Raw genomic sequence first — 22637 nt, 5'->3', positions numbered from 1 at the left:
GAAAATGTACATGATTATTCAAGTGTTAATGTGTACATTTAAACTAGCATTTATAGACTATGACCCATTTTTACACGTATCTCGGCTGAACCCCAACATGGAACGTACTCGCTTTTAATGAAACGATGATCCTGTTCCACGATGTTATTCAGATATTTTACTTGCCTTATTTGGATGCCTTCCGGCATCTTTTTTCGTTTTTCAACTGTTGAATCGTTACTGGATACCCTAGATTTTTATCAACCGTAACGACACGTGGTGTTGTAGTATAACAAACAGACAAGGCTTTTTTGAAAAAGCGCTTGGCTGCTTTGGCATCTCTCGTTTTACTAAGGAAAAAGTCAATGGTATTCCCATCTGAATCGACTGCACGATAGAGGTACATCCATTGTCCTTTTACTTTTATGTAAGTTTCGTCCACTCTCCATGAGTTATTGGTTTGTTTGAGATGACTTCGAATTTATTCAGGACCATATTGATGGATCCAACGCATAAAAGTTGTATGAACAATGGATAAGCCTCGTTCCTCCATCATTTCCACCAAATCACGAAAACTTAAGTTGTACCGTAGGTACCATCTTACTGTTAATAAGATAATATCAAGCTGATAGTGCTTCCATTTGAACAAATTTTGATTTTCCATACCGACCACACCCTGTTTTAGAGTAATAGTATTAGTATGTCCAAGATTTAGAGATTACTTGCAATTGCCCTGAAGTTTTTGCACCAGAACCAAATAATGTTGTTACAATTTATGCGAACTATATATATATTGCCACAACAAGGTCATGACTCATATATAGTCACTTACCATGTCCCTTAACAATTATTTTTTCAGTTAATTTTTAATAGCAGCTTTCTCACAGTTAAGAAAAACAATTATTTCCGCTAACACTTTATCCCCTTCGAAGAATGCTTAAAAAATAAAAATCACCAATTTACCAAATGAAATTGGTGAATTCCTATTTTGAATTCCAGCAGATGAGCTGCTTTTCTTATGAACTTATAGATATTTGTCTCCCTTTTCTCTAGATTTTATTTTTGTTGCCGGTACTCCAAACGCAATGGCGTACGAGCCGATATCTTTTACAACTGTAGCACCAGCACCGACTACGGTATGCTCTCCTATCGTAATGGAATGGATTACATTTGCTCCTAAAGAGATGACAGAATAATTCCCAATCTTAACATTCCCTCCAAGAGTAGCACCTGGTGCGATAGTCGCATAATTACCAATTACACAGTCATGATCAATACTGGACTTTGTATTAATAATGCAGTGTTCTCCTATAAGCACATTACTATTAATCACAGCTCCTCCCGATATTACCGTTCCTTCTCTAATTATTACATCTTCGCTAATAATCGCAGATGGATGAATAGCACAAATAAAACGAAAATCTGGAATAATAGACTTTACTTTCTCCACTATATTTCTTCTTATCCAATTATCTCCTACAGCTACAATTCCACCATCGATATTATCTTTAATAGATAATAGACTAGATTCATCCCCTATTACTTCGTAACCGTAAACCATTTTATTTTGTGAGCGAAAGCCGTCAACTATTCCATAAATATCATATTCTCCAGCTCGTCGAATCACATCAATAATAACCTTGGCATGGCCTCCTGAACCAAAAACAACAATTTTCTTCACGCTCTTCACTTCCTCGTATAGCACTAAAGACGATTAACATATTTCATAGTTGAAGTTACATTTATATACAAGAAAATCACTTATAATAATTATTTATGATTTTAGTTTCTTTATTATGAACATTTAACAATAGAAATGAGCTGATTACTCTCGCATCTTCACACAAACAATATTTACAGCATATGCGAAATCTAACGTATATCCATTATCGGCTCGAATGATAGTACAGTCTCGGTGATCAATACGGCCACCAACACCGAAATCCTCTCGAGGATTCCTATTGGAAGCCAACCAACAGGAATTGCGATTATGCCAAATGGTTCGAAGGCTTATGTCATCTATTCATTAGATCGTACAGTTTCGGTCATTAACACTGCCACCAACACTGAACTTCTTCCAAGAATCCTCGTCGGAGATATTTTAACTAACTATGGAATCGCGATCACCCCTGATGGCTCAAGGGTTTATGTCTGTAATACTTTTGATGATAATATCTCGGTGATCAACACCGCTACCGACACCGAAATCCTCCCGCGGTTCTCCGTTGGAACCCGTCCATCAAGAATTGCCATCACGCCGAACTGTGTCTAAATCAATGGATGTATCCTAATTTTCTGTATCCCATTTAGGGAGGAATGAACATTCTTGTTTCTATCCCAAAGGAATTAGAGGAGAATCTTTTTTCAATACCGATAACGCTAATTATGTAAATGAGCTGTCCAAATGGACGGTTTATTTTATTTTTTTCTTAGCGTGTTTTTTTCTAAAATGCTGGCGGTACCCCATCGCTATCAAGCTAACAAAACAAAATACCCCCTAAAATGAAAAAATACGCTATTTGTTTTGTAGAATCATAGGAAAGAATAGCGTTTTCTATGAATTATTGCTATAAATTCATCTTAGATTGATAGTAATGTACGATGCCCCTAATAGACACATTGACAAGAGTTTTTTCAAAAACGTGAAGCGCCCAGCTAAACAAAGCGCTTTTTTAAATTAAACCCCTTTATCTACCATTCCATCTTCTGTGAAATTGATTTGTTCTATAGATGTTAATCAGGATATATTAATGTTATTCAAAATCAAACATTTTAAATTGCTTCGATAAATCTGCCGATATCTTTTCTTCATTTTCTTTACTACCTGTTTTAAATTCTAAAACATTTTTCATTCCTTTTTCTCTGTATGTAGAGGAGGCGCAAATATTACGATAAGCGTGGCTATAATGAGTTATTTGTTGTTTTAATTCTCTTATTTCACATTCTTTTTCATGCAACGTTTGCTCTAATTCTTTTATTTTTATTTTTAACGTAGTATTTTCCATTTCAAATGCTTGTTCTTTTTTAGCAATCGCGTATAGCGAATTAATACATGCATTTAAATGTGTTAGTGAAGAAATTAATTTTTGCTTATTATCATAATTTTTTTCAACTATATCAAAAATATTAGGAAGGGGAATTCCTGTATCAAAATCTATTTTAGTTGTGAACGGTATTGGTGCATTTAATTTAGCAATCTCGTCTTTTAAATTCCGAGACCAAGTATTCCGACTTATACCAGTTTCTCTTTCAAGGTTTATATAAGATATAACTTTATTGGGATGTTTCTGAACATAATTAAGTAATTGTTGTCGAAGCTCTTGTAATGGATACTTCTTTGGTTTTCCTACTTTATTCTTCATCGTTTATACCCCAAAATAAAGAGTTTGCTACTGCGTCTAACTGTACATCTACTCTAGCTTTTTGTTCCTGCATTTTTTTAAAGTTCCGAGAAATATAGTTTAATTCTGCTTGTGAAAGTTCATCATATTCCAAGGTAATAAAGTTGTAATTCATATTTTTGGTAATAGTTTGAAACAAAAGAAGTTGTTCTTTAATGCGTCTCCATAATATTTCAGATTCGTCACTCAACCATCTATATAAATCAAGATTAAACTCATCGTTAGGAATAAAAAAATACTCACAATATCTACAATCTCCTACGGGACAATCCTTTGGATTATGAAGACAATAACCATGTTCCATTCGTGGTAGTTTTTTTAAATCCGCTTTTGATAATTGATTAAGAAAAGATTTAGAAAACAATTTTTTTATATTACGGTCATTTGATATTCCTTCTGTATGTAAAGAAACATACGGCATTTTCCTGTACTGATCTGACAAATATTGAATCGATGATTGGCTAAAGTATTCTAGATGATTAAAATAATGCATTTGTGCATCTAAAGAACTATGTCCGCCTATTCTAGCTATAGTGAGCATATTAAACCCTTGAAACATCATATTACAGAAAGCAAAATGCCTTGTATCTAAAGGTTTGATATATTGAAGCGATAGACCATACTTTTTTGTAACTATTTCCTCATAAAAATTTTTTAGTAATGTATATAGTTGTCCTTCTTCAAATCTAGTTTTATCTTTCTTATTCTTAAAAGCATTACCATGGGTCTTTTGATATCGTTGAGATTTGCAGTAATGATAATAAGATAATAGATACTCATTATTTGAGTTTTCATTTGTAATACAGATATACTCTTGAATTAAATCATATATACGTTTACTAATAGTTAGTGTATCAGTTACATCTATATTGTGTATTCTTCTTGCTTGCTTTTTTGCTCTTGGAACTGTTAGTGTATACTTTCCATTATTCTCTTGTGCACATTCTCTAGATAATAAAATGAATTCTTTTATCCGCATGGGAATGATCAATGTAATATTCCACCATAAAATAATAGGGAAATAAATTTCTTTTTCTGCATCTGTCCACTTTTTTTGGAAATCACGTATAATCCAATCGAAAGTTAGTACATCCTTAAAATCAGGCAAATTTCTGACGGTGTTCGTATAACCATAAGCAAATTGTTTACATAAAATGATTAAATCATCTTGTTCCTCGTAACCGATAAAAAGTAAGTATTTTGCTAACGATGTAGCGTATTTGAAAATTACACTTGCTGATTTATTGTTGAGAAAGGTTTCTAATTGATAGTAACACTGGCTATCTTCAAAGCTTTTAGTTACTAAAATTGCTTGTTTTATAAATTGTATTTTCCCCTGTATAGTTTTTAAAGAATTCTCTTGTCTTAGCTCTAATAACACGTAGTAACGTAGAGATTCTTTATATATAGGAAGAGAGTATACATTGAAAGAAATTTTAGTAATTCGCTTATCTTTATCAGCAAGTAGCCAGATAGTGTCTTCGAATCTGTCATTAATAATTACACCTGTTTTTTTAAATTCATCAAACATTTGAGTAAACTTAGCTTGTTTATTGTGAGAGAAAAAGGCTTTACTTAAAGATTCTATATACGATTTTATTCCTACATCAGATATAAACTCTTTATTATATATTTCTAGGTTTTTTAACATTTTTTCAACACCTCTGGGTTATCATATAGACCTAATTAGATACAAAATAATGTTCAAAATGAATGAATGCTTTTTTTATTTCTTGAAACAAAGTATTTAAGCCGACAAAAGAATTTATATAATCCTTGCCAAATGTATCAACAGCTTCTTGTAATAGATGAAGCAACCTTAAAATCCATGATTTCTCTCGCGCTGCTACAGATATGAGGGTTGCACTTTTTAAAACAATTATTCTTTTTGAAATCTCTTCTTGAATACTAATTAATAAATAAACTTTTGGAATCGAATATATACATCCCACACAAGAAGAACTATTTGGAGTTATACAATTAGGATAACTAAAACATTGAATATGTTCTGTATGAGAAGGAGATAAGTCTTTATATAACTTTTCTAACTTGTCTTCTAATGTCTTTAAAGGCATACTAAGAATTTGAAGAGCCATGGACTCGCGTTCTTGATGTTGTGTTTGTAGAAAATAACCAACCTTTTCAAAACTTAAAGGGGTCTGAAAGATTTTTTGTAGCTCTAAAATACGAGCCGTTTCTTCATCTAAACTAATATTATTCTCTTTTTTTATCTGTATAGCTTGAATTAATAAATTGTATAGATACCCAAAGTGACCACGATTAAATAAATGCTCTGTGACATTACTGATAGGTCCATCTTTGTTTGTTGTTTGAATATAGATAGAAGTAGATTCTTGATTAGTATGAGAGCGTGCTCTTTGAGGTAGGGTCAATGCGGTTGCTTTATATTCTGAGTTTTGTGCAGCTTTATGAAATAGATAAGTCATAAAACTTCGATTCATTTTTCGACTTTGAAAATTAAATTTGTAATCCTCAAAAAAAAGTTTGTGAATTACTCCGCTTCTATTACCTAGGTTTATTAATTTACTATCGTCTACTCGTTGTCTGTGTAAATCACAAATGACAATCATTGTAGCAATTGGAATTAACATATCAAAGTTAACTAAAAAACGATTCAAAGCGCCAGTTTTGGAAACAACTAGTCTTTGCGAAGCATATTGATTGATAATTTTTTGAGCTTGTATAGTATTTAATCTGTTGCCATTTTTAAACCATTCGAAAGAAAAATCTCCAGCTAATTCTATATTAATAAAAGGCAGTTCAAGTAAATCCCGAGAACGCCAAGCGTTAGTAAAATGAAGAGAAACATACAACCATGTACCTGCGTATCTTCGATCTTCTATAGCTTGTAACAAGTGCTTTTCTATATTCTTTATGTATTTTTGGCAATAAATAAAATCTTCTAGAGGATAAATTTCTTCATCATTACCTGAAGAGGAAGGTTTAGCTGAAATTTTGTATGTATTAGAAAAAATACAATTACTTAAGTTCTCTTTACAATAATTTAAAAAGTGAACAAAATGCTTTTTATAATTTCCAGAAGAAAGGCTATTGAAAAGCATTTTTAAAGTAGCATCGCTGCAATACATAATATCTTTAGTTAATAATTCTAATAATTCTTTGCAAAATAAACCATATTCACGCGCTTGCATACGTTGTATATGCATATTGGCTTGTGAGGAATTCATTTTACTTAAAAAGAACTCTTCCATTATAAAGATAGTATCTGCTAAAGAAGGGGTATTGAATATAGAGCGAACGGTATGATAAAACACATCTTCTGGTTTTTCAAGCTTTAATAAACGGTATGAATCCGGAGAATTTAAATAGTTATTAACGGCTTCTTTTGATATTACTTTTTGACATTTCCCTTGGTATATTACCCAGATACATCCTTCCCAAATTGTAGAGAATCTTTGTATTTGTGTCTCGTTTAAAAAAAGGAGATTTTGTATCTCTTGAATTGTATAATAATAATCCGGAATAGTTGTCATAAATCTTTGATACGAATCTACCTGTTCTTTAAGGAGCATTATCTGTTTTTTAGTACCATAATTCACAGATTCAAAATTAATATGTTGATTATCTAAAAGCTTATAAAGTGAGCGCCGATTTTTTAAACCTAAAATTTTTGCAGCTTGTGAAAGTGAATAATAATCATTGATGTTGTTTACATTAAAGAATTTTTGTCTCTGTTCTTTAAATTTTTCAACAGAATCTTTTGGAACGTACCATGTAGACTTTATTTTTATAGAGTCTGGGAATGAATTATTATGTATATATTCAATAATTGTACTACGATCTAATTGCAAGTCTTTTATTAAAAAATTCACTGTGTAGTAATTTGATGGATTAAACGGTTGAGTAACTAAAGTGATTATCTCCTGTCTATGTACGTACGTGCGGTTACCTATTACAATTATGTCTTTAAATTTCTTTTTTTTAATTCGATTTTGAACATCCTGTACGCTTAAATGTAGCATGGTTGCTATTTCTTTAGAAGATAAGTAATTAGACTGGAAGTATAAAAAATCATTGACAGCTTTTTCTGGAATGAATTTTTTACCACGTACCATTTTAATTTTGAGATTTGCAACGACCTCTAAAGGATTAACTTTTCGATAAAACCAACTCCTAAGTGATTTTGCATTTATAGAAAGCATATTGGCAGCTTCGTTTATTGTTAATAACTTCATCTTTTCCTCCCCTTAAACTAGTTAATAATCTTTAAACAATTCATCCAATAATTTTTCGATTTCATTCTTTAACTCTACAGTATCAGCCATATAAGTCAGAGCTGAGAAAATACTTGTATCGCCTCTAGACAGAGCTACTTCATAAGGGTTATTTGCAACCTTAGCGATTAGGTTTGTAAAAGTTCCTCTTCCAATGTGAAATGACCATTTGGTATTTTTTAAATTGATGGACATAATAACATCATCTACATTTAATGACTTTGATAATTCCTCTATAAAACATTTTTTCACTTTTTCAAAGTGATATCTAATAGATTTTCCTGTCATCGCTTTACCGTCTCTGTTTACAAAAAGGGGAGTTGTTAAAGGTAAATCAGAGGAGTCATAGATTCCCTTTAATAATCTAAGATGATCTTTATAAAGATGAGGGAGTATATTTTTTATATTATAAACAAATTGTAGGCGCGGCTTTTTAACATAGCTAGTTCCATTCGTATCCTTAATATCTGGTCGAAGTGTTTGTGAAGTTAAAGCTATTTTCATTCCACCTTTTCCGTATGAATCACTATAAGGTGTAATATCTTTTAATGTAATATTAGCAATTTCTCCAATTCTCAATCCCCCAAATATGGATAAGTAGATAGCTAATGCTACAGGTGGAGCGACATGTATAGCCATTCTAATAAAAGATAAAATATGTTTAGGTGGCAAAGTGTGTTCTATCGCTTTTAAACCAGTATATTTTGCATTAGCCGCTTCGTTAGAATATTTTACTTGGAATGGAGATAATTTATATTTTTGCTTAGGGCTATTGGGTATAACAGATTCAGTAAAATCTTTGATTGTATAGTGCCTAGAACATTTTTTTTGTGCTAAAAACTCATAAAAATATACGAGTGATCTTTCTATATTTTTAACACTAGAATTAGTCTTTCTTTTCCATAACAATTCATTTAAAAATGTACTACCATGTTCGAATTTTAATTCTGCTAGTGATGTAAGAAAAAAGTCATTTCCTTTATCAATAAGTATATAATTTAAAAATTGACATAAGTGTATCGCGTGCAATCTTTGTGTATTATAACTTTTATACTTCCAATTTTGAAAAATAAAAGCACTTAGTGGATGAACGATAGAGATTTTCAATGTCTTGTGTTTAAGCATGATTAAAGCATGTTTGCGATAGAATGACTCCTTATCAGTCCCCTTAATTTCTACTAGTGCTGTATCTACACAAAACTGATATTCTTGATTAGATAACGCCTTATATTCGTTAACCAGAATACTGTTCAAAGTTTTCTCCCCTTATTTTAGATTAACTTATTAACCGGTATTTCTATTTATAATTTTCTGATAACCTAATTTTAACTTTATACAATAGTTATGTACACAACATAATGTACATTTTTTAGTAATCTTTGCGATGGATGTGGAAGCAAAAAAGAATAAAGATGGAATAGCGCAGTGGACGTATGACGATATACCCGAGAAGTTATGGGGCATTAGACCGCTTAGTAAATTTTGGGGTATATCGTATAAAACGGAAATGAAATTGAACCGAAAAGGTATACATACAATAGGGGAGTTAGCGCAGTACCCTTTGAAATATTTAAAGCAGTCGTTCGGTGTAATAGGAGAAGAATTACATTTACACAGTAACGGGATTGATTTTAGCAGAATAGCAGAAAAATACGTTCCTGCAACAACATCTATAGCGAAAAGCCAAATATTATTACGTGATTATTCGATAGAAGAGTTCATCGTTATTTTACTAGAGCACATAGAAGAAATTTGTTACAGGTTGAGACGAGAAAAGAAATGCGCGCAAACAATTCATTTTTCGGTTGGATATAGCAAGGAATACGGCGGGGGAATAAAAAAGGCACATACGTTAAATAGAGCAACAAATTTAACAATGGATATATATAATGTTTGTACATATTTTTTATACGAGAGACATACAGGAGAACCAATTCGATCAATAAGTATCTCGCTAACCAATTTAATAAATGAAGGGGAAGAGCAAATTTCGCTTTTCGATAATATTGTACAAAGAGAAAAAGAAATGAGATTAACGAAAGTTATGGACGAAATTCGAACACGGTTTGGTAAGAACAGTATTTTACGAGGGATTTCCTACACAAGCGTCGCAACAGCAAGATATAGAAACACATTATTAGGAGGGCATAAATCGTGAAGAATGCTAACATGCCAAAAGGAAGAGGAATGGTGAAGTGGCAACCGTTTGCTAGTATGCCAGAGCAATTTGCAGTTATTAAAGAAATGATAAAGGAGCAAACGAAAGCCTCGCGTCCAATTGTAACGCAAGATGCAAAAGAAATGATTGAAAATAAGCTAGTAACTTCATTTTTAGGTGAAGAAGAGGTTTTACTTACATATTATAAAGACGGCTATTTATATAAAAATTACATAACAGTCGTGGATATTAATCCATTAAATGAGACGATTACTTGTACAGATGCTTTTCATAATCAAAGACTGTTTAAGTTTGGTGATGTAATTGAAGTGAATTAGAGGGGGAAATAGAAGTGATGACATCTTCCTAACTTAATTATATCATGTAATTTACGTTCGAAATAGACTGTTTCTTCTCATTTACTGCTGTTACAATCAAGAACACATGAATAGTAAGGAGAGGTGCCAAATGAGTTCTTTCGTTCTCGATTTTCAGGAAATAGAAAAAACGCAGCTTTTTCTCGTTGGTGGAAAGGGATTGAATTTAGGGGAGTTATCCAATATTCAAGGGATACAAGTGCCAGAAGGATTTTGTGTTACAACGGTAGGGTATGAACAGGCCATCGGAAAAAATGAAGCGTTTCAAACTTTGTTGAATCAATTAGCAATGCTAAAAATTGAGGAACGAGATCAAATTGGTGAAATTAGTAAGAAGATTAGAGAATTCATTATGGCGGTGGAAATTCCAGTTGATGTAGTGGAATTAGTAGCTTATTATCTTTCGCACTTTGGCGATGAACATGCGTATGCAGTGCGTTCGAGTGCTACTGCTGAAGATTTACCGTATGCCTCGTTTGCTGGTCAACAAGATACGTATTTAAATATTATCGGAAAAGAAAATATTTTGCAGCATATTAAAAAATGCTGGGCTTCTTTATTTACAAATCGAGCGGTTATATACCGAATGCAAAACGGTTTTGATCATAATCAAGTTTCTATATGTGTTGTCATTCAAAAAATGGTTTTCCCTGATGTTTCAGGGATTTTATTTACTGCGGATCCGATTACTTCGAATAGGAAGGTGTTGTCAATTGATGCCAGCTTTGGACTTGGTGAGGCGCTAGTATCTGGATTGGTTTCTGCCGATAATTATAAGATAAAAGAAGACAAAATCGTCGAAAAGGTTATCGCAACGAAAAAATTAGCTATCTATGGACGAAAAGAAGGCGGAACAGAGACAAAGAAAATTGCTCCTAATCAGCAAAAAGTTCAAACACTTACTGAACAACAAATTTTACAACTAGCACGCATCGGAAGACAAATCGAAGCTTATTTTGGTTGTCCGCAAGATATTGAATGGTGCTTAGTTGATGATACGTTTTATATAGTCCAAAGTAGGCCGATTACGACTTTATATCCAATTCCAGAAGTAAATGATGGGGAAAATCACGTGTATATATCAGTTGGTCACCAACAAATGATGACGGATGCGATGAAGCCACTAGGATTGTCCTTTTTCCTATTAACGACGCATGCGCCTATGCGTAAAGCAGGGGGAAGGCTGTTTGTTGATGCTACACAAAAATTAGCTTCACCTGCTAGCAGAGATTTCTTAATAAACACGTTAGGAAAATCGGATCCACTCGTAAGAGATGCATTAACGACTGTAATCGAGCGAGATAATTTTATTACATTGTTACCAGATGATGAAAAAGGAAAGAGTGGTAGTAAAAGTGTGCTACCTGTAAGTCCGCAACCAGAAATCGAAAAAGACCCGGCACTTGTGATGGATCTAATAAAGAATAATCAAGCATCGATTGAAGAGTTAAAACGAAACATTCAAACGAAATCAGGATCAGCGGTATTTGATTTTATTTTAGAAGATATGAAGCAGCAATTACAAAAGATATTATTTAGCCCGCAAAGTACGGCTGTCATTATGGCAGGTATGAATGCTTCGACATGGATCAATGAAAAGATGGAACAATGGTTAGGTGAAAAAAACGCAGCAGACACGCTTTCTCAATCCGTACAAAATAATATTACGTCAGAAATGGGGCTAGCGTTATTGGATGTGGCAGATGTGATTCGGCCGTATCCAGAAGTCATTGCGTATTTACAGCATGTAGAAGATGATAGCTTTTTAGATGAATTAGTTCAGTTTAAAGGCGGGGAGAAAGCTCGAGATGCAATCGATGCTTTTCTAAATAAATATGGAATGAGATGTAGCGGAGAAATCGACATTACGAAAACGCGCTGGAGTGAACAGCCAGCTACAATTATACCGATGATTTTAAATCATATAAGAGACTTTGAATATGGTGCTAGTAAACGGAAGTTTGCAGAAGGGCTGCAGGAAGCTTTGAAAAAAGAAGAAGAGTTGTTAGAGCGATTGCAGCACTTGCCGGATGGGGAACAAAAAGTAGAAGAGACGAAGAGAATGATTCGTAACATCCGCAATTTCATCGGTTATCGTGAATATCCGAAATACGGCATGATTCATCGTTATTTCATATATAAGCAGGCATTACTGAAAGAAGCAGAGAAACTTGTGCAAAATAACGTTATTAATGAAATAGAAGATATATACTATCTAACTTTTGAAGAACTTCACGAAGTCGTCCGCACGAATAAACTAGATGACGAGGTTATTCATAAACAAAAAAATGAGTACAAATTATATGAAAAACTAACACCCCCGCGTGTTATCACGTCTGATGGAGAAATCATTACAGGTAAGTACAACCGAGAAAATCTCCCAGCTGAAGCAATAGTAGGTTTGCCTGTTTCTTCTGGAGTGGTTGAGGGGAGAGCACGCGTTATTTTAAATATGGAAGACGCGAATTTGGAAGATGGAGATATATTAGTTACGGCATTTACCGATCCTGGCTGGACACCTTTGTTTGTTTCTATAAAAGGGTTAGTCACTGAAGTCGGCGGGCTTATGACGCACGGAGCAGTGATTGCACGTGAGTATGGATTACCAGCAGTCGTTGGAGTAGAGAATGCTACGAAATTAATAAAAGATGGGCAACGAATTCGGGTGCATGGAACAGAAGGGTATATTGAAGTGTTATAGTTGCACCTTAGATAATAAAGGGATCAATCACTAATTATAGTGGATGATCTCTTTATTTTTCATCCAGATATTACTAACACGGAACATTGTTGAATCAGAATGTATATCAATTTGAACTAAAGAATATTTTCAAAAATATTACAAATTCAGACAACATCTTGTTAATTGTCTGAATTTTCATTATTATATAAACGTTGTATCGTATTTTATATTGGGGAGGAATAGGGATGAAGAAAAAGCCTTTTAAAGTGCTGTCTACGCTTGCGGCGGCAGCTGTGCTTAGTTGCACATTTGGGTATGGGGGTCAATCTGTTTATGCGGCAACGCCGTCTAATGGAGGAACTTTAAGTCCGATTGATGAAAATTTAATTCAAGAGGAGCGTTTAGCAGATGCGCTCAAGAAACGCGGTGTAATTAGTGAATCTACGTCGAAAGAAGACACATTAAAAGCTGTTGAAAAATACGTAGAGAAGAAAAAAGGAGAAAATGCGGGAAAAGAACCAGCAGCAGGGGATAGTGTTACGAGAGAAGCTGCTGACTTTTTGAAAAAAGTTAAAGATGCAAAAGCAGATGAGAAAGAAAAAGCAGATCAACCTGCTAGTGGTCCAGTAGCGGGACAAGAGCCGGTTAAAGGGGGATTAAACGGCAAAGTACCAACTACTTCAGCGAAGCAAAAACAATATAACGGTGATGTTCGTAAAGATAAAGTTCTCGTATTGCTAGTAGAGTTTGCTGACTTTAAGCATAACAATATTGATCAAGTACCAGGTTATATGTATTCAAATGATTTTAATCCAGAACATTATCAAAAAATGTTATTTGGTAATGAGCCATTTACACTTTTTGATGGTTCAAAAGTACCAACATTTAAACAATATTATGAAGAGCAATCTGGTGGTAGTTATACAGTAGATGGCACAGTAACAAAGTGGTTGACAGTTCCTGGTAATGCGGCAGATTATGGCGCAGATGCAGGAGATGGCGGTCATGATAATATGGGACCGAAAGGACCTCGTGATTTTGTAAAAGAGGCATTAAATGCGGCTGTAGAAAGCGGTATTGATTTATCTGAATTTGACGAATACGATCAATATGACAATAATGGTAATGGCAATAAAAATGAACCAGATGGTCTAATCGATCACTTAATGGTCATTCACGCTGGAGTTGGGCAAGATGGAGGTGGTGGTAGACTAGGTGATGATGCAATTTGGTCACATCGTTGGCACCTTGGAACACCATATCCAATTGAAGGAACAAAAGCAAAAGTTGATAACTGGGGCGGTAAGATGGCAGCATACGACTACACAATTGAGCCAGAAGACGGAGCGGTTGGTGTATTCGCACATGAATTTGGTCATGATTTAGGTCTTCCAGATGAGTATGATACGAAGTACACAGGAGCAGGTGAGCCAATTAACTCCTGGTCTGTTATGAGTGGCGGTAGCTGGGCTGGTAAGATTGCAGGAACAACGCCACCGAGTTTCTCTCCGCAAAACAAAGAGTTCTTTCAAAAGAACATAGGTGGAAACTGGGCCAATATTGTAGAGGTTGACTATAATAAATTAAATCGTGGTATTGGCTATGCGACGTATTTAGATCAAAGTGTAACGAAATCAAATCGTCCTGGTCTGATTCGTGTTAACTTACCAGATAAAGAGGTGAAAGGTATTCAGCCTGCATTCGGTAAGAAGTACTACTATAGTACAAAAGGTGATAACCTTCATACAACATTAGAAACGCCAGTGTTTGATTTAACAAATGCAACAAATGCGAAGTTTGATTACAAATCAATGTATGAAATCGAAACGGATTATGACTTCCTTGAAGTACATGCAGTGAAAGAAGATGGTACAAAAACGTTAGTGGATCGAATTGGTGAAAAGAATGTAAAAAATGGTCTAGACACAACAGATGGTAAATGGGTAGATAAGTCTTATGACTTAAGCAAATTCAAAGGCCAAAAAGTAAAATTAGTATTTGAATATATTACAGATGGTGGTTTAGCACCGACTGGTTTTACTTTTGATAATGCTACATTAACTGTAAATGGAAATGTTGTGTTCTCTGATGATGCAGAAGGAGAAACGAAATTTAAATTAAATGGTTTCGTTGTATCAGACGGTTTTGATAAAAAGAAGCATAACTACTATTTAGAGTGGAGAAACTATGCTGGTGCTGATCAAGCGTTAAAATATAGCAGTGGTGTACCGTATAATACAGGTCTTCTAGTATGGTATGCAGACTCTAGCTTTACAGATAATTGGGTTGGTTTACATCCAGGTGAAGGTTTCTTAGGAGTTGTTGACTCTCACCCAGAGGCAATTGTTGGAACGCTAAACGGAAAACCAACTGTTAAAAATAGTACACGATTCCAAATCGCAGATGCTGCGTTCTCCCTTAACCAAACGCCAGCATGGAAAGTCGTATCTCCAACACGTGGAACATATGATTACAAAGGATTACCAGGTGTAACGAAGTTTGATGATTCTAAATTGTATATAAATGATTTAATCCCAGATGCAGGACGTAAATTACCGAAATTTGGATTGAAATTTGAAGTAGTTGGACAAGCAGATGATAATTCTGCAGGTGCAGTTCGTTTATATCGTTAATAATGTAGAAGCTGTTGAAGGGGAGTCCTTTCAACAGCTTTTTTTTACAGAAATATAAATTTCAAGTTATTAATAAAATAATAGAAATTACTAGCAAGCTGGCTTATTTCTTTAAGCCAGCTGCATAAAAAGGTCCATGAACTGCAATAGTTGATAAAAAGCGAGCAATTTCCTCAGGTGTTTCTTTTTGTCCATTATTTAACCATTGCTGGATGACACCTATATGTGCAGATGCCATATAAGAAGTTAAGTATTCGCTTGGAACAAGTAAATTCTCCTTATTAATGAGAGGACCATTCGTATCTTCAAATAATGTTTTCCACATAAAGTCTTTCAGTTTTGTTTGGAAAGATAAATCGCCTTTCGGACTTAGTACAGCTTTCATAAAATCACTATTTTCATTTAGAAATTCAAGAATAGAAGTGATAAGTATAAATGGCATTGTTGGAGAAGGATTTGTTCCAAGGTCAGCAATAACTTCCGGGAATTTCTGTTTAGCAATGTTAGAAAACTCGTACATAATGTCTTCTTGGCATTTTGTCATTAAATCAAATTTATCTTGATAGTGCGCATAAAAAGTACCGCGATTAATATTTGCTTTCGTTGTAATATCTTTCACTGTAATGGCGTCAAAACCCTTTTCTTCAATTAGCTCCACCAATGCATTTCGTATGGCAGTTTTCGTACGAATAACACGCAAATCTAAATTACTATCGCGCAACGCATGTCCCTCCTTAATTTTACTCAACACATTTAGAAAATGTGTCTTATAACCGACACATTCACGATTTTTGATTATTGTATAAGGTTCAACTCGAACATATAATTCAAAATATAAATAAACAACACGTTGTTGATTATTATAAATCAAATTAAAGGAGGAGAAAAGAAGATGTTTAAAAATAAACTTTTATTGTTATCACCAGTTATTGCACTACTTGTTGTTTTTATTTTTTCATTAACGTTATTTCCAACTGTTCAACCGCAGCCGAAAAACTTGCCAATTGCAATTGTAAATGAGGATCAAGGTATAGAAATTCCGAATCAATCGAAAATGAATATGGGGCAAACAATTGTTGATATGGTGAAAAAATCATCGAAATCAGATGAAGAACCTGCGGTAAAGTGGGTAGAAGTGAAAAATAAGGAAGCAGTTCAAAAAGGGTTAAATAATAAAGAGTATTATGCAGCGTTAGTCATTCCGAAAGAATTTAGCGCAAAACAAGCATCGTTACGAACGCCACAGCCATCTTCACCCGAGATAGAAATATATATTAATCAAGGAATGAATACGGCTGCATCAACTATGGCAGGACAAATATTAAATGGCGTGGTTGATAATATGAACAATAATGTTCGTACGCAAATATTAGAAGGGTTGAAAGCAAAAGGAGCTACTGTAACAACAGATCAAGCTGCGAAATTAGTAACATCTATTGTAAAGAACGTGAAAAATGTAAATGAGGTTGGCAAAAATAGTGCGAACGGTAACTCACCAATATCATTGTTCCAGCCGTTATGGATTGCAAGTTTAGCTAGTGCAGCGATTATTTTTATTGCGATTAGTAAAATGCCAGTAAGCTCAAGAAAAGAAAACTTTCTGTTAAAAGTAAAACAAATCGTAACAGGAGCTATTGCGACACTTGTAATTGGATTTGGTCTTACATGGATTGCAGATGGGATGGTAGGATTAAATATTTCGAACTTCACGGATACAGCTCTATTCTTATCCATTACTTCTTTTAGTTTCTTCTTAATGATATCTGCGGTACTTTCATTAGTTGGGCTAAAAGGAATCGGTTTATTCGCTTTATTACTATTCTTCGGGGCGCCGTTATTATCGTTAGCACCTGAGATGTTGTCTCCGTTTTATCAAGACTGGGTTTACTCATGGTTACCAATGAAATTTATGATTGAAGGCCTAAGAGAAATCTTCTTCTTCGGAAAAGGGTTAAGCTGGAATACACCTGTTACTGTACTCGTTTGGATTGGTATAGTAAGTATGGTTACTATATTAGCAACTGCATTCAAACGTAGTGTAGTAAAAGGGCATAAAACAGAATTGAACGCTTAAAAAAAGCCGTTTCACTAAAATTAGTGAAACGGCTTTTTTGTGATGAAATCTAAAAGCTGAAGAATGAGTATCTGCTGTTGTCGCCTTAGAATTAAGTCGGAATCTCTAAAGATCGCGTACGTTCCAAACAATCTCACCACGTTCATCATCCCACGTACTGTGATGACGCTTAAATCCTATCTTTTCTAGTACCCGGAGGGAAGCGATATTCCAAGCGCCTACAGTCGACCAAAGTTTGTGGCGCCCAGTAGCAATCGCAGCGTCCAGTACAACGGATGCCGCCTCAGTTGCATAACCTTTACCATGGGCGCTGCGGAACAACTCGTATGCAATCTCCGGCTCTTCAAGTGTGGAACGACCGATAATTAAGCCGCAGTATCCGATGAAATCGCCTTCGTCTCTCCTCCGAATAGTGAGAAGGGAAATGCCATTTTCGTCTGCCTTTTTGCGCATCTCAATAAGCCGGCTACGAACGGAATCAACGGCTGGAATGTCCACACCACGTTCGCCAATTAATTTGCTCAGCCAAACGGAATCGGATTCCTCCCACATACTAAGCTCAAGTCTTTCGGTTTTCAGCTGGAAGGCCATAGGTTTAAATAAAGATGGCATAGTGGTACCTCCTAGTTATATGACTGGATTCATAATAGCTTCGCATCTCAACACCACATCTGGTTGGAAACCTGATTCATTCGCGAATTTATAGCAACAGCGTACAAAAAATAGTGATATTTTATCCGCTATTTGCCGTGTAGTAAAATCCCCACTGATTATAGTTTCACTTTATGAATAAGCAATTCCTTTGCAAAATAGACCCTTTTCTTAAACTTTACTTTCAATCTAAAGCCGTCCCGTTATATATACAGGCTCCTACTATTTCTAAATGCATAAAATGTTAAAAGTATGGAGGGATACGATGTATAATCCGAATTATTATGATTGGTATAGACAAAATGATAAGTTGATTAGTGATATTGAAAAAGCTATAAATGGAGAGTATAGCGCTATAAGCTGCTATGCAAAATTAGCGAATATGGCTCCAAATCAAGTAGAACAAAAACAAATTCTTGAAATTCGTAATGATGAAATAAAGCATTTCCACAACTTTGTACAAATTTATATGAACTTAACTGGCAGGCAGCCGAAACCACAAATTACTGAAAACTGCCCAAATACGTATTTACAAGGATTAGAGTTCGCTATACAAGATGAACAAAAGACAGTAGATTTTTATTTGGAAATTTCAGATGAGACATCGGATGCACATTTGAAAGAGTTGTTACGGAGAATAGCTGCGGATGAACAAAATCATGCGGTATGGTTTTTATATTACTTCGTGAAGTCGAAGTGAGCATTAAGAATGAACGACTGATGTGGTGAAGATATTAAAAAATATTTTAAAACGCAGTGAAACAATTGAATGAAATATTTAAATGTAAGCAGAAGGAAACCGTTTCGCTAGTAGTGGAGCGGTTTTTTTATGATGTACATATGTATCGACAAAATATAGTAATTAAATTCGATATATAATGTATGAAACGAAAATGAATAAGTTAGGAGTAGACATATGAAAAGAGGGGTTTTTGTAGATATTCCAAATGAATACAGCAATGTACTTTGGAAAGTGTTAAAGCCTATTGATATTGCTGTATTTGATTGGCGAGTGAGGAATGAAGAGTCCTATTTAATAGCACGTGGTGAATTGGATGAGGCATTATTTCCAGAAGAACCAAGTGTAGTGGAAGGGTTAGCGTTGAAAAAATTAGTTAAAGACAACGTATATTATCTTATTTTTGCAGATTTAAAAGCATATCCTAAAGGAGAAATAGCGATAGATATTGAAACATACGAAGAGTTTAAGGAAAGCAAGTGTGAGGTAGTTGTATTAGCGGTGGATGCTCAATACATACAAATTTATGCGAAAGATCAAAAAGCGATTGAATTGATGTATGAAAACGCACGGAATCAAGGTTTTTATGTTGAATACGTTACAGACGAAAACGATGGTAGAACGCGTTTGTCAGTATGGTAGCAATTTGAAAGGGGAAAGGCAATATGGAGAGAAATATAAGTAAAGAATATGCAATTCGAATTGCTACTGAAAATGAAAGTGATAGTATTATCCTTTTATTAAAAGAGGTAGCACAATGGCTACAATATAAAGAAGTGGATCAGTGGCAGTATCTTTTAGGAGAGGAAGCTACGGCTGAAATACTAGAATGTATAAGAGAAAAATGTACATATGTTGTTCTGAAAGAAGCTGAAATAGTTGGTACGGTTACAGTTTCTCCTAAACAAAATGAATGGGATGAGCGTATTTTTGGTAAGGAGGAAGTTTCTAATTCTTTATACATTCATCGATTTGCGGTGAAACGGAAGTATAAGGGAAATGGAATAGGAGAATGGATTTTACGGTGGGTAGAAGAGAATGTACAACATGACAAAGAGTATTTGAAGTTAGATTGCGTGGGGCATAATCGTACGTTGAATGATTTTTATAAGAAAAATGAGTTTGAATATGTTGGGAGTACGGATGGGCTTAGTAAGTTTCAAAAGAAAAGGAGAATGTGAATGCATCCAATTAACGTAAGTTTAGTTGAAAAGTTAATACAGGAACAGTTTCCTGAATGGGCCCATTTAGAAGTGAAACCTGTAAAGTTTAGTGGGCATGATAATAGGACGTTTCACTTAGGGGATGAGATGAGTGTAAGATTGCCAAGTGATGTGGCATATGCACCGCAAGTAGAGAAAGAAAATAGTTGGCTCCCTATATTAAGTAAGGGGCTTTCTTTACCGATTTCTACACCGATTGCGAAAGGGAATTCGTCTGAAGCGTATCCATGGCCTTGGTCTATTAATAAGTGGATAGAAGGGGATACAGTTACGAAAGAAAATGTTCGTGACTTAAGTGAATTTGCGGCGGACTTAGGATCGTTTTTAGTAGAATTACAATCTATTGATGCGAGTAACGGCCCTTTAGCTGGAGCACATAATTTTTACAGGGGATCGGTATATGATGAAGAGGCGAGAGCTGCTATTGAAAATAATAAGGATGTTTTTGACGAGGCATTATTAAAGCATCTTTGGAATTTAGCACTTAGTTCAACATGGGATCGTGAACCAGTTTGGGTGCATGGAGATGTAGCGCCGGGTAATTTACTCGTTAAAGATGGAAAACTTTGTGCTGTAATTGATTTTGGTATTTTAGGCGTAGGAGATCCTGCTTGTGATGCAGCGATGGCTTGGACGTTTTTTGATGAAAATAGTAGAAATGTATTTAAAGAAGTATTACGCATGGATGAAGAAACGTGGAATAGAGCGAGAGGATGGGCACTTTGGAAGGCGTTAATTACATATGATGCGAATAGGGGTAGTAATGAAAAAGTAGCAGAAGAATCTTATCGTATCATTCAAGTGCTTGTGGATGATTATGAGAGGTAATAGAAAAGCCTATTTTAAAATAGGCTTTTTCATATGATTAAATAGTAGAAATGGAAAGAAGGAATACAACATTATTATACAGAATATTTAGATAATAGGAGGTGTCGAATTTTGAGTGAAATTGAATTAAAGAGTAATGTAATTAAGACAGGGCGAGAGAAGGGGATTATTCTTCGGTTTATACTTGCTAGTCTTGTTGGAGTGTTTATGTTTTTCGTTCCTGTTACGATAAACGGTGCATCGTCTATTATGATTGATCATATCGTATCGTGGATCAGGGCTTCCGTTCCAGGCGTAGTACCTTATTATGCATTGTTTGTTATGGCGATTGGTGCGATTTATCCATTTTATACGAAGAAATGGAATGCATCTATCGTAGACATTTGTTTTTCTATTTTAAAAGTAGTTGGCGTTGTTTTTGGCATATTATATTGTTTAAAAGTAGGACCAGCTTGGTTCTTTGCGCCAGATGTTGGGCCGTTTTTGTATGAGAAGCTAGTCATATCAGTAAGTTTGCTCGTTCCAATTGGTTCGGCATTTTTAGCGTTATTAGTTGGATATGGATTGCTTGAATTTATCGGTACATTTTGCCGTCCGATTATGAGGCCATTATGGAATACGCCAGGGAGATCGGCGATTGATGCAGTTGCTTCCTTCGTTGGAAGTTATTCGCTTGCCCTTCTTATTACGAATCGTGTGTATAAAGAAGGAAAGTATACGACAAAAGAAGCAGCAATTATCGCTACAGGATTTTCTACAGTATCCGCTACATTTATGATCATCATCGCAAAAACATTAGATATTATGCATTTATGGAATGTTTATTTTTGGACTACGCTTGTTGTAACATTCATCGTGACTGCTATCACCGTAAGAATCCCGCCCCTTAGTAGAAAACCAGATACATATGTAACAGAAGAAGGATTTCCAGAGCCTGTTTATAAAGAAAAAATGCTAGAACGTGCTTGGGAGGATGCGTTAGAAGTATCAAAGTCTGCACCGAGCATTATGAACAATATTGCAGTGAATTTAAAAGACGGATTTATTATGACGATGGGAATTTTACCAACTATTATGTCAGTAGGATTAATTGGTATCGTCTTAGCGAAGTTCACGCCAATATTTGATTGGATCAGTTATATTTTCTATCCGTTTACATGGCTATTACAATTACCGGAAGCAGACTTAGCTGCTAAAGCTGCATCAGTTGGTATTGCAGAAATGTTTTTACCGTCATTATTAGTAGTAAGTGCACCACTTGTGACAAAGTTTGTCATTGCAGTTGTTTCCGTATCATCTATACTGTTTTTCTCCGCTTCCATTCCTTGTATATTATCGACAGATATTCCGTTAAAAGTATCGGAACTTATTATTCTCTATGTACAAAGAACGATATTAACGTTACTGATTATTACACCGATTGCTTATTTGTTGCTTTAAAGTTTTAAAAAGATAAATCTATAACAAAAGAAGCCTTCTGTAAAAGGAAGGCTTCTTTTGATTAAAAGCGGGGTATTTTTATTTATTTTTCGTATATGACGTAATGCTTCTCAAGAAGATTCCTAGTCCTGCAAAAAAGAATCCTAAGCATAATAAGCTGCCTGGCGTTCCCCAAGTAATTTGATCTAGCATTTT

General features: G+C 34.7%; 17 protein-coding genes and 2 pseudogenes. 11 read left to right on the top strand and 8 right to left on the bottom strand.

What is annotated here, in order from left to right:
* Positions 1-87: 87 nt before the first annotated feature.
* Positions 88-643, bottom strand: a pseudogene (locus ACODS7_RS20135) (IS6 family transposase); the annotation flags it as partial.
* A 360-nt stretch (positions 644-1003) separates the two neighbouring features.
* On the bottom strand, positions 1004-1669 hold the full coding sequence (locus ACODS7_RS20130; RefSeq protein ID WP_243168250.1) for an acetyltransferase: 666 nt from the start codon (positions 1667-1669) through the stop codon (positions 1004-1006).
* A 225-nt stretch (positions 1670-1894) separates the two neighbouring features.
* Between ACODS7_RS20130 and ACODS7_RS20125 the strand changes: the two genes are divergently transcribed.
* The gene (locus ACODS7_RS20125) at positions 1895-2251 is read left to right on the top strand and encodes a YncE family protein (RefSeq protein WP_488827401.1); all 357 of its coding nucleotides are present in this window, start codon (positions 1895-1897) and stop codon (positions 2249-2251) included.
* Between the two features lie 481 nt (positions 2252-2732).
* Here ACODS7_RS20125 and ACODS7_RS20120 read toward each other — a convergent pair whose 3' ends face one another.
* The 4 genes from ACODS7_RS20120 to ACODS7_RS20105 are packed head-to-tail and all read right to left on the bottom strand — an operon-like array spanning position 2733 to position 8890.
* Positions 2733-3341 carry a hypothetical protein gene (locus tag ACODS7_RS20120; RefSeq protein ID WP_243168247.1) on the bottom strand — a complete coding sequence of 203 codons (609 nt, stop codon included), beginning with the start codon at positions 3339-3341 and terminating at the stop codon, positions 2733-2735.
* Positions 3331-5031 (bottom strand): site-specific integrase, encoded by a 1701-nt coding sequence (locus tag ACODS7_RS20115; protein WP_243168246.1) that lies wholly within the window; start codon positions 5029-5031, stop codon positions 3331-3333. The genes ACODS7_RS20120 and ACODS7_RS20115 overlap by 11 nt, the downstream gene beginning before the upstream one ends.
* Positions 5032-5062: 31 nt before the next feature.
* Positions 5063-7597: a DNA-binding protein gene (locus ACODS7_RS20110; RefSeq protein WP_243168245.1), complete on the bottom strand. Its 2535-nt coding sequence runs from the start codon at positions 7595-7597 to the stop codon at positions 5063-5065.
* A 21-nt stretch (positions 7598-7618) separates the two neighbouring features.
* Complete coding sequence (locus ACODS7_RS20105; protein WP_243168244.1) at positions 7619-8890, bottom strand: site-specific integrase; 1272 nt, start codon at positions 8888-8890, stop codon at positions 7619-7621.
* Positions 8891-9017: 127 nt separating this feature from the next.
* Between ACODS7_RS20105 and ACODS7_RS20100 the strand changes: the two are divergent.
* The 4 genes and pseudogenes from ACODS7_RS20100 to ACODS7_RS20085 all read left to right on the top strand — a co-directional run.
* Positions 9018-9794 (top strand): annotated as a pseudogene (locus ACODS7_RS20100) (DinB/UmuC family translesion DNA polymerase); the annotation flags it as partial.
* A complete protein-coding gene (locus ACODS7_RS20095; RefSeq protein ID WP_098630142.1) occupies positions 9791-10132 on the top strand; it encodes a YolD-like family protein in 342 nt (113 codons plus the stop codon). The pseudogene ACODS7_RS20100 and the gene ACODS7_RS20095, both read left to right, overlap by 4 nt.
* 130 nt (positions 10133-10262) lie before the next feature.
* A complete protein-coding gene (ppsA, locus tag ACODS7_RS20090) occupies positions 10263-12872 on the top strand; it encodes a phosphoenolpyruvate synthase (protein ID WP_029442716.1) in 2610 nt (869 codons plus the stop codon).
* 227 nt (positions 12873-13099) lie between these two features.
* The gene (locus ACODS7_RS20085; RefSeq protein ID WP_043937173.1) at positions 13100-15487 is read left to right on the top strand and encodes an immune inhibitor A domain-containing protein; all 2388 of its coding nucleotides are present in this window, start codon (positions 13100-13102) and stop codon (positions 15485-15487) included.
* Positions 15488-15590: 103 nt separating this feature from the next.
* Here ACODS7_RS20085 and ACODS7_RS20080 read toward each other — a convergent pair whose 3' ends face one another.
* Complete coding sequence (locus ACODS7_RS20080) at positions 15591-16208, bottom strand: TetR/AcrR family transcriptional regulator (protein WP_029442715.1); 618 nt, start codon at positions 16206-16208, stop codon at positions 15591-15593.
* A gap of 171 nt (positions 16209-16379) precedes the next feature.
* Here ACODS7_RS20080 and ACODS7_RS20075 point away from each other — a divergent pair, with 171 nt between their 5' ends.
* Positions 16380-17561: a YhgE/Pip domain-containing protein gene (locus tag ACODS7_RS20075; protein ID WP_243168242.1), complete on the top strand. Its 1182-nt coding sequence runs from the start codon at positions 16380-16382 to the stop codon at positions 17559-17561.
* 105 nt (positions 17562-17666) lie between these two features.
* On the opposite strand, the gene ACODS7_RS20070 is transcribed toward ACODS7_RS20075, so the two are convergent.
* Positions 17667-18173 (bottom strand): GNAT family N-acetyltransferase, encoded by a 507-nt coding sequence (locus ACODS7_RS20070; RefSeq protein WP_016081068.1) that lies wholly within the window; start codon positions 18171-18173, stop codon positions 17667-17669.
* Between the two features lie 304 nt (positions 18174-18477).
* Between ACODS7_RS20070 and ACODS7_RS20065 the strand changes: the two genes are divergently transcribed.
* The 5 genes from ACODS7_RS20065 (at position 18478) to ACODS7_RS20045 (ending at position 22442) form a co-directional block, all read left to right on the top strand.
* Positions 18478-18912, top strand: coding sequence for a ferritin-like domain-containing protein (locus tag ACODS7_RS20065; RefSeq protein WP_243168240.1), 435 nt, complete (start codon positions 18478-18480; stop codon positions 18910-18912).
* A 216-nt stretch (positions 18913-19128) separates the two neighbouring features.
* Positions 19129-19593 (top strand): DUF2691 family protein, encoded by a 465-nt coding sequence (locus tag ACODS7_RS20060; protein WP_029442712.1) that lies wholly within the window; start codon positions 19129-19131, stop codon positions 19591-19593.
* Between the two features lie 23 nt (positions 19594-19616).
* Complete coding sequence (locus tag ACODS7_RS20055) at positions 19617-20132, top strand: GNAT family N-acetyltransferase (RefSeq protein ID WP_029442711.1); 516 nt, start codon at positions 19617-19619, stop codon at positions 20130-20132.
* Complete coding sequence (locus ACODS7_RS20050) at positions 20133-21002, top strand: aminoglycoside phosphotransferase family protein (protein ID WP_243168239.1); 870 nt, start codon at positions 20133-20135, stop codon at positions 21000-21002.
* Between the two features lie 111 nt (positions 21003-21113).
* Positions 21114-22442: a YjiH family protein gene (locus ACODS7_RS20045; protein ID WP_016081073.1), complete on the top strand. Its 1329-nt coding sequence runs from the start codon at positions 21114-21116 to the stop codon at positions 22440-22442.
* Positions 22443-22637 lie beyond the last annotated feature (195 nt).

Source organism: Bacillus sp. FG16, assembly GCF_057809515.1.
The sequence above is the reverse complement of the archived record's forward strand: the minus strand, read 5'-3'. Positions and strand labels throughout refer to the sequence as shown.

What these genes read in the sequence shown, in the direction of transcription:
- ACODS7_RS20120 (WP_243168247.1), bottom strand. Translation starts at nt 3,341, where the DNA reads ATGAAGAATAAAGTAGGAAAACCAAAGAAGTATCCATTACAAGAGCTT.
- ACODS7_RS20115 (WP_243168246.1), bottom strand. Translation starts at nt 5,031, where the DNA reads ATGTTAAAAAACCTAGAAATATATAATAAAGAGTTTATATCTGATGTA.
- ACODS7_RS20110 (WP_243168245.1), bottom strand. Translation starts at nt 7,597, where the DNA reads ATGAAGTTATTAACAATAAACGAAGCTGCCAATATGCTTTCTATAAAT.
- ppsA (WP_029442716.1), top strand. Translation starts at nt 10,263, where the DNA reads ATGAGTTCTTTCGTTCTCGATTTTCAGGAAATAGAAAAAACGCAGCTT.
- ACODS7_RS20085 (WP_043937173.1), top strand. Translation starts at nt 13,100, where the DNA reads ATGAAGAAAAAGCCTTTTAAAGTGCTGTCTACGCTTGCGGCGGCAGCT.
- ACODS7_RS20075 (WP_243168242.1), top strand. Translation starts at nt 16,380, where the DNA reads ATGTTTAAAAATAAACTTTTATTGTTATCACCAGTTATTGCACTACTT.
- ACODS7_RS20070 (WP_016081068.1), bottom strand. Translation starts at nt 18,173, where the DNA reads ATGCCATCTTTATTTAAACCTATGGCCTTCCAGCTGAAAACCGAAAGA.
- ACODS7_RS20065 (WP_243168240.1), top strand. Translation starts at nt 18,478, where the DNA reads ATGTATAATCCGAATTATTATGATTGGTATAGACAAAATGATAAGTTG.
- ACODS7_RS20060 (WP_029442712.1), top strand. Translation starts at nt 19,129, where the DNA reads ATGAAAAGAGGGGTTTTTGTAGATATTCCAAATGAATACAGCAATGTA.
- ACODS7_RS20055 (WP_029442711.1), top strand. Translation starts at nt 19,617, where the DNA reads ATGGAGAGAAATATAAGTAAAGAATATGCAATTCGAATTGCTACTGAA.
- ACODS7_RS20050 (WP_243168239.1), top strand. Translation starts at nt 20,133, where the DNA reads ATGCATCCAATTAACGTAAGTTTAGTTGAAAAGTTAATACAGGAACAG.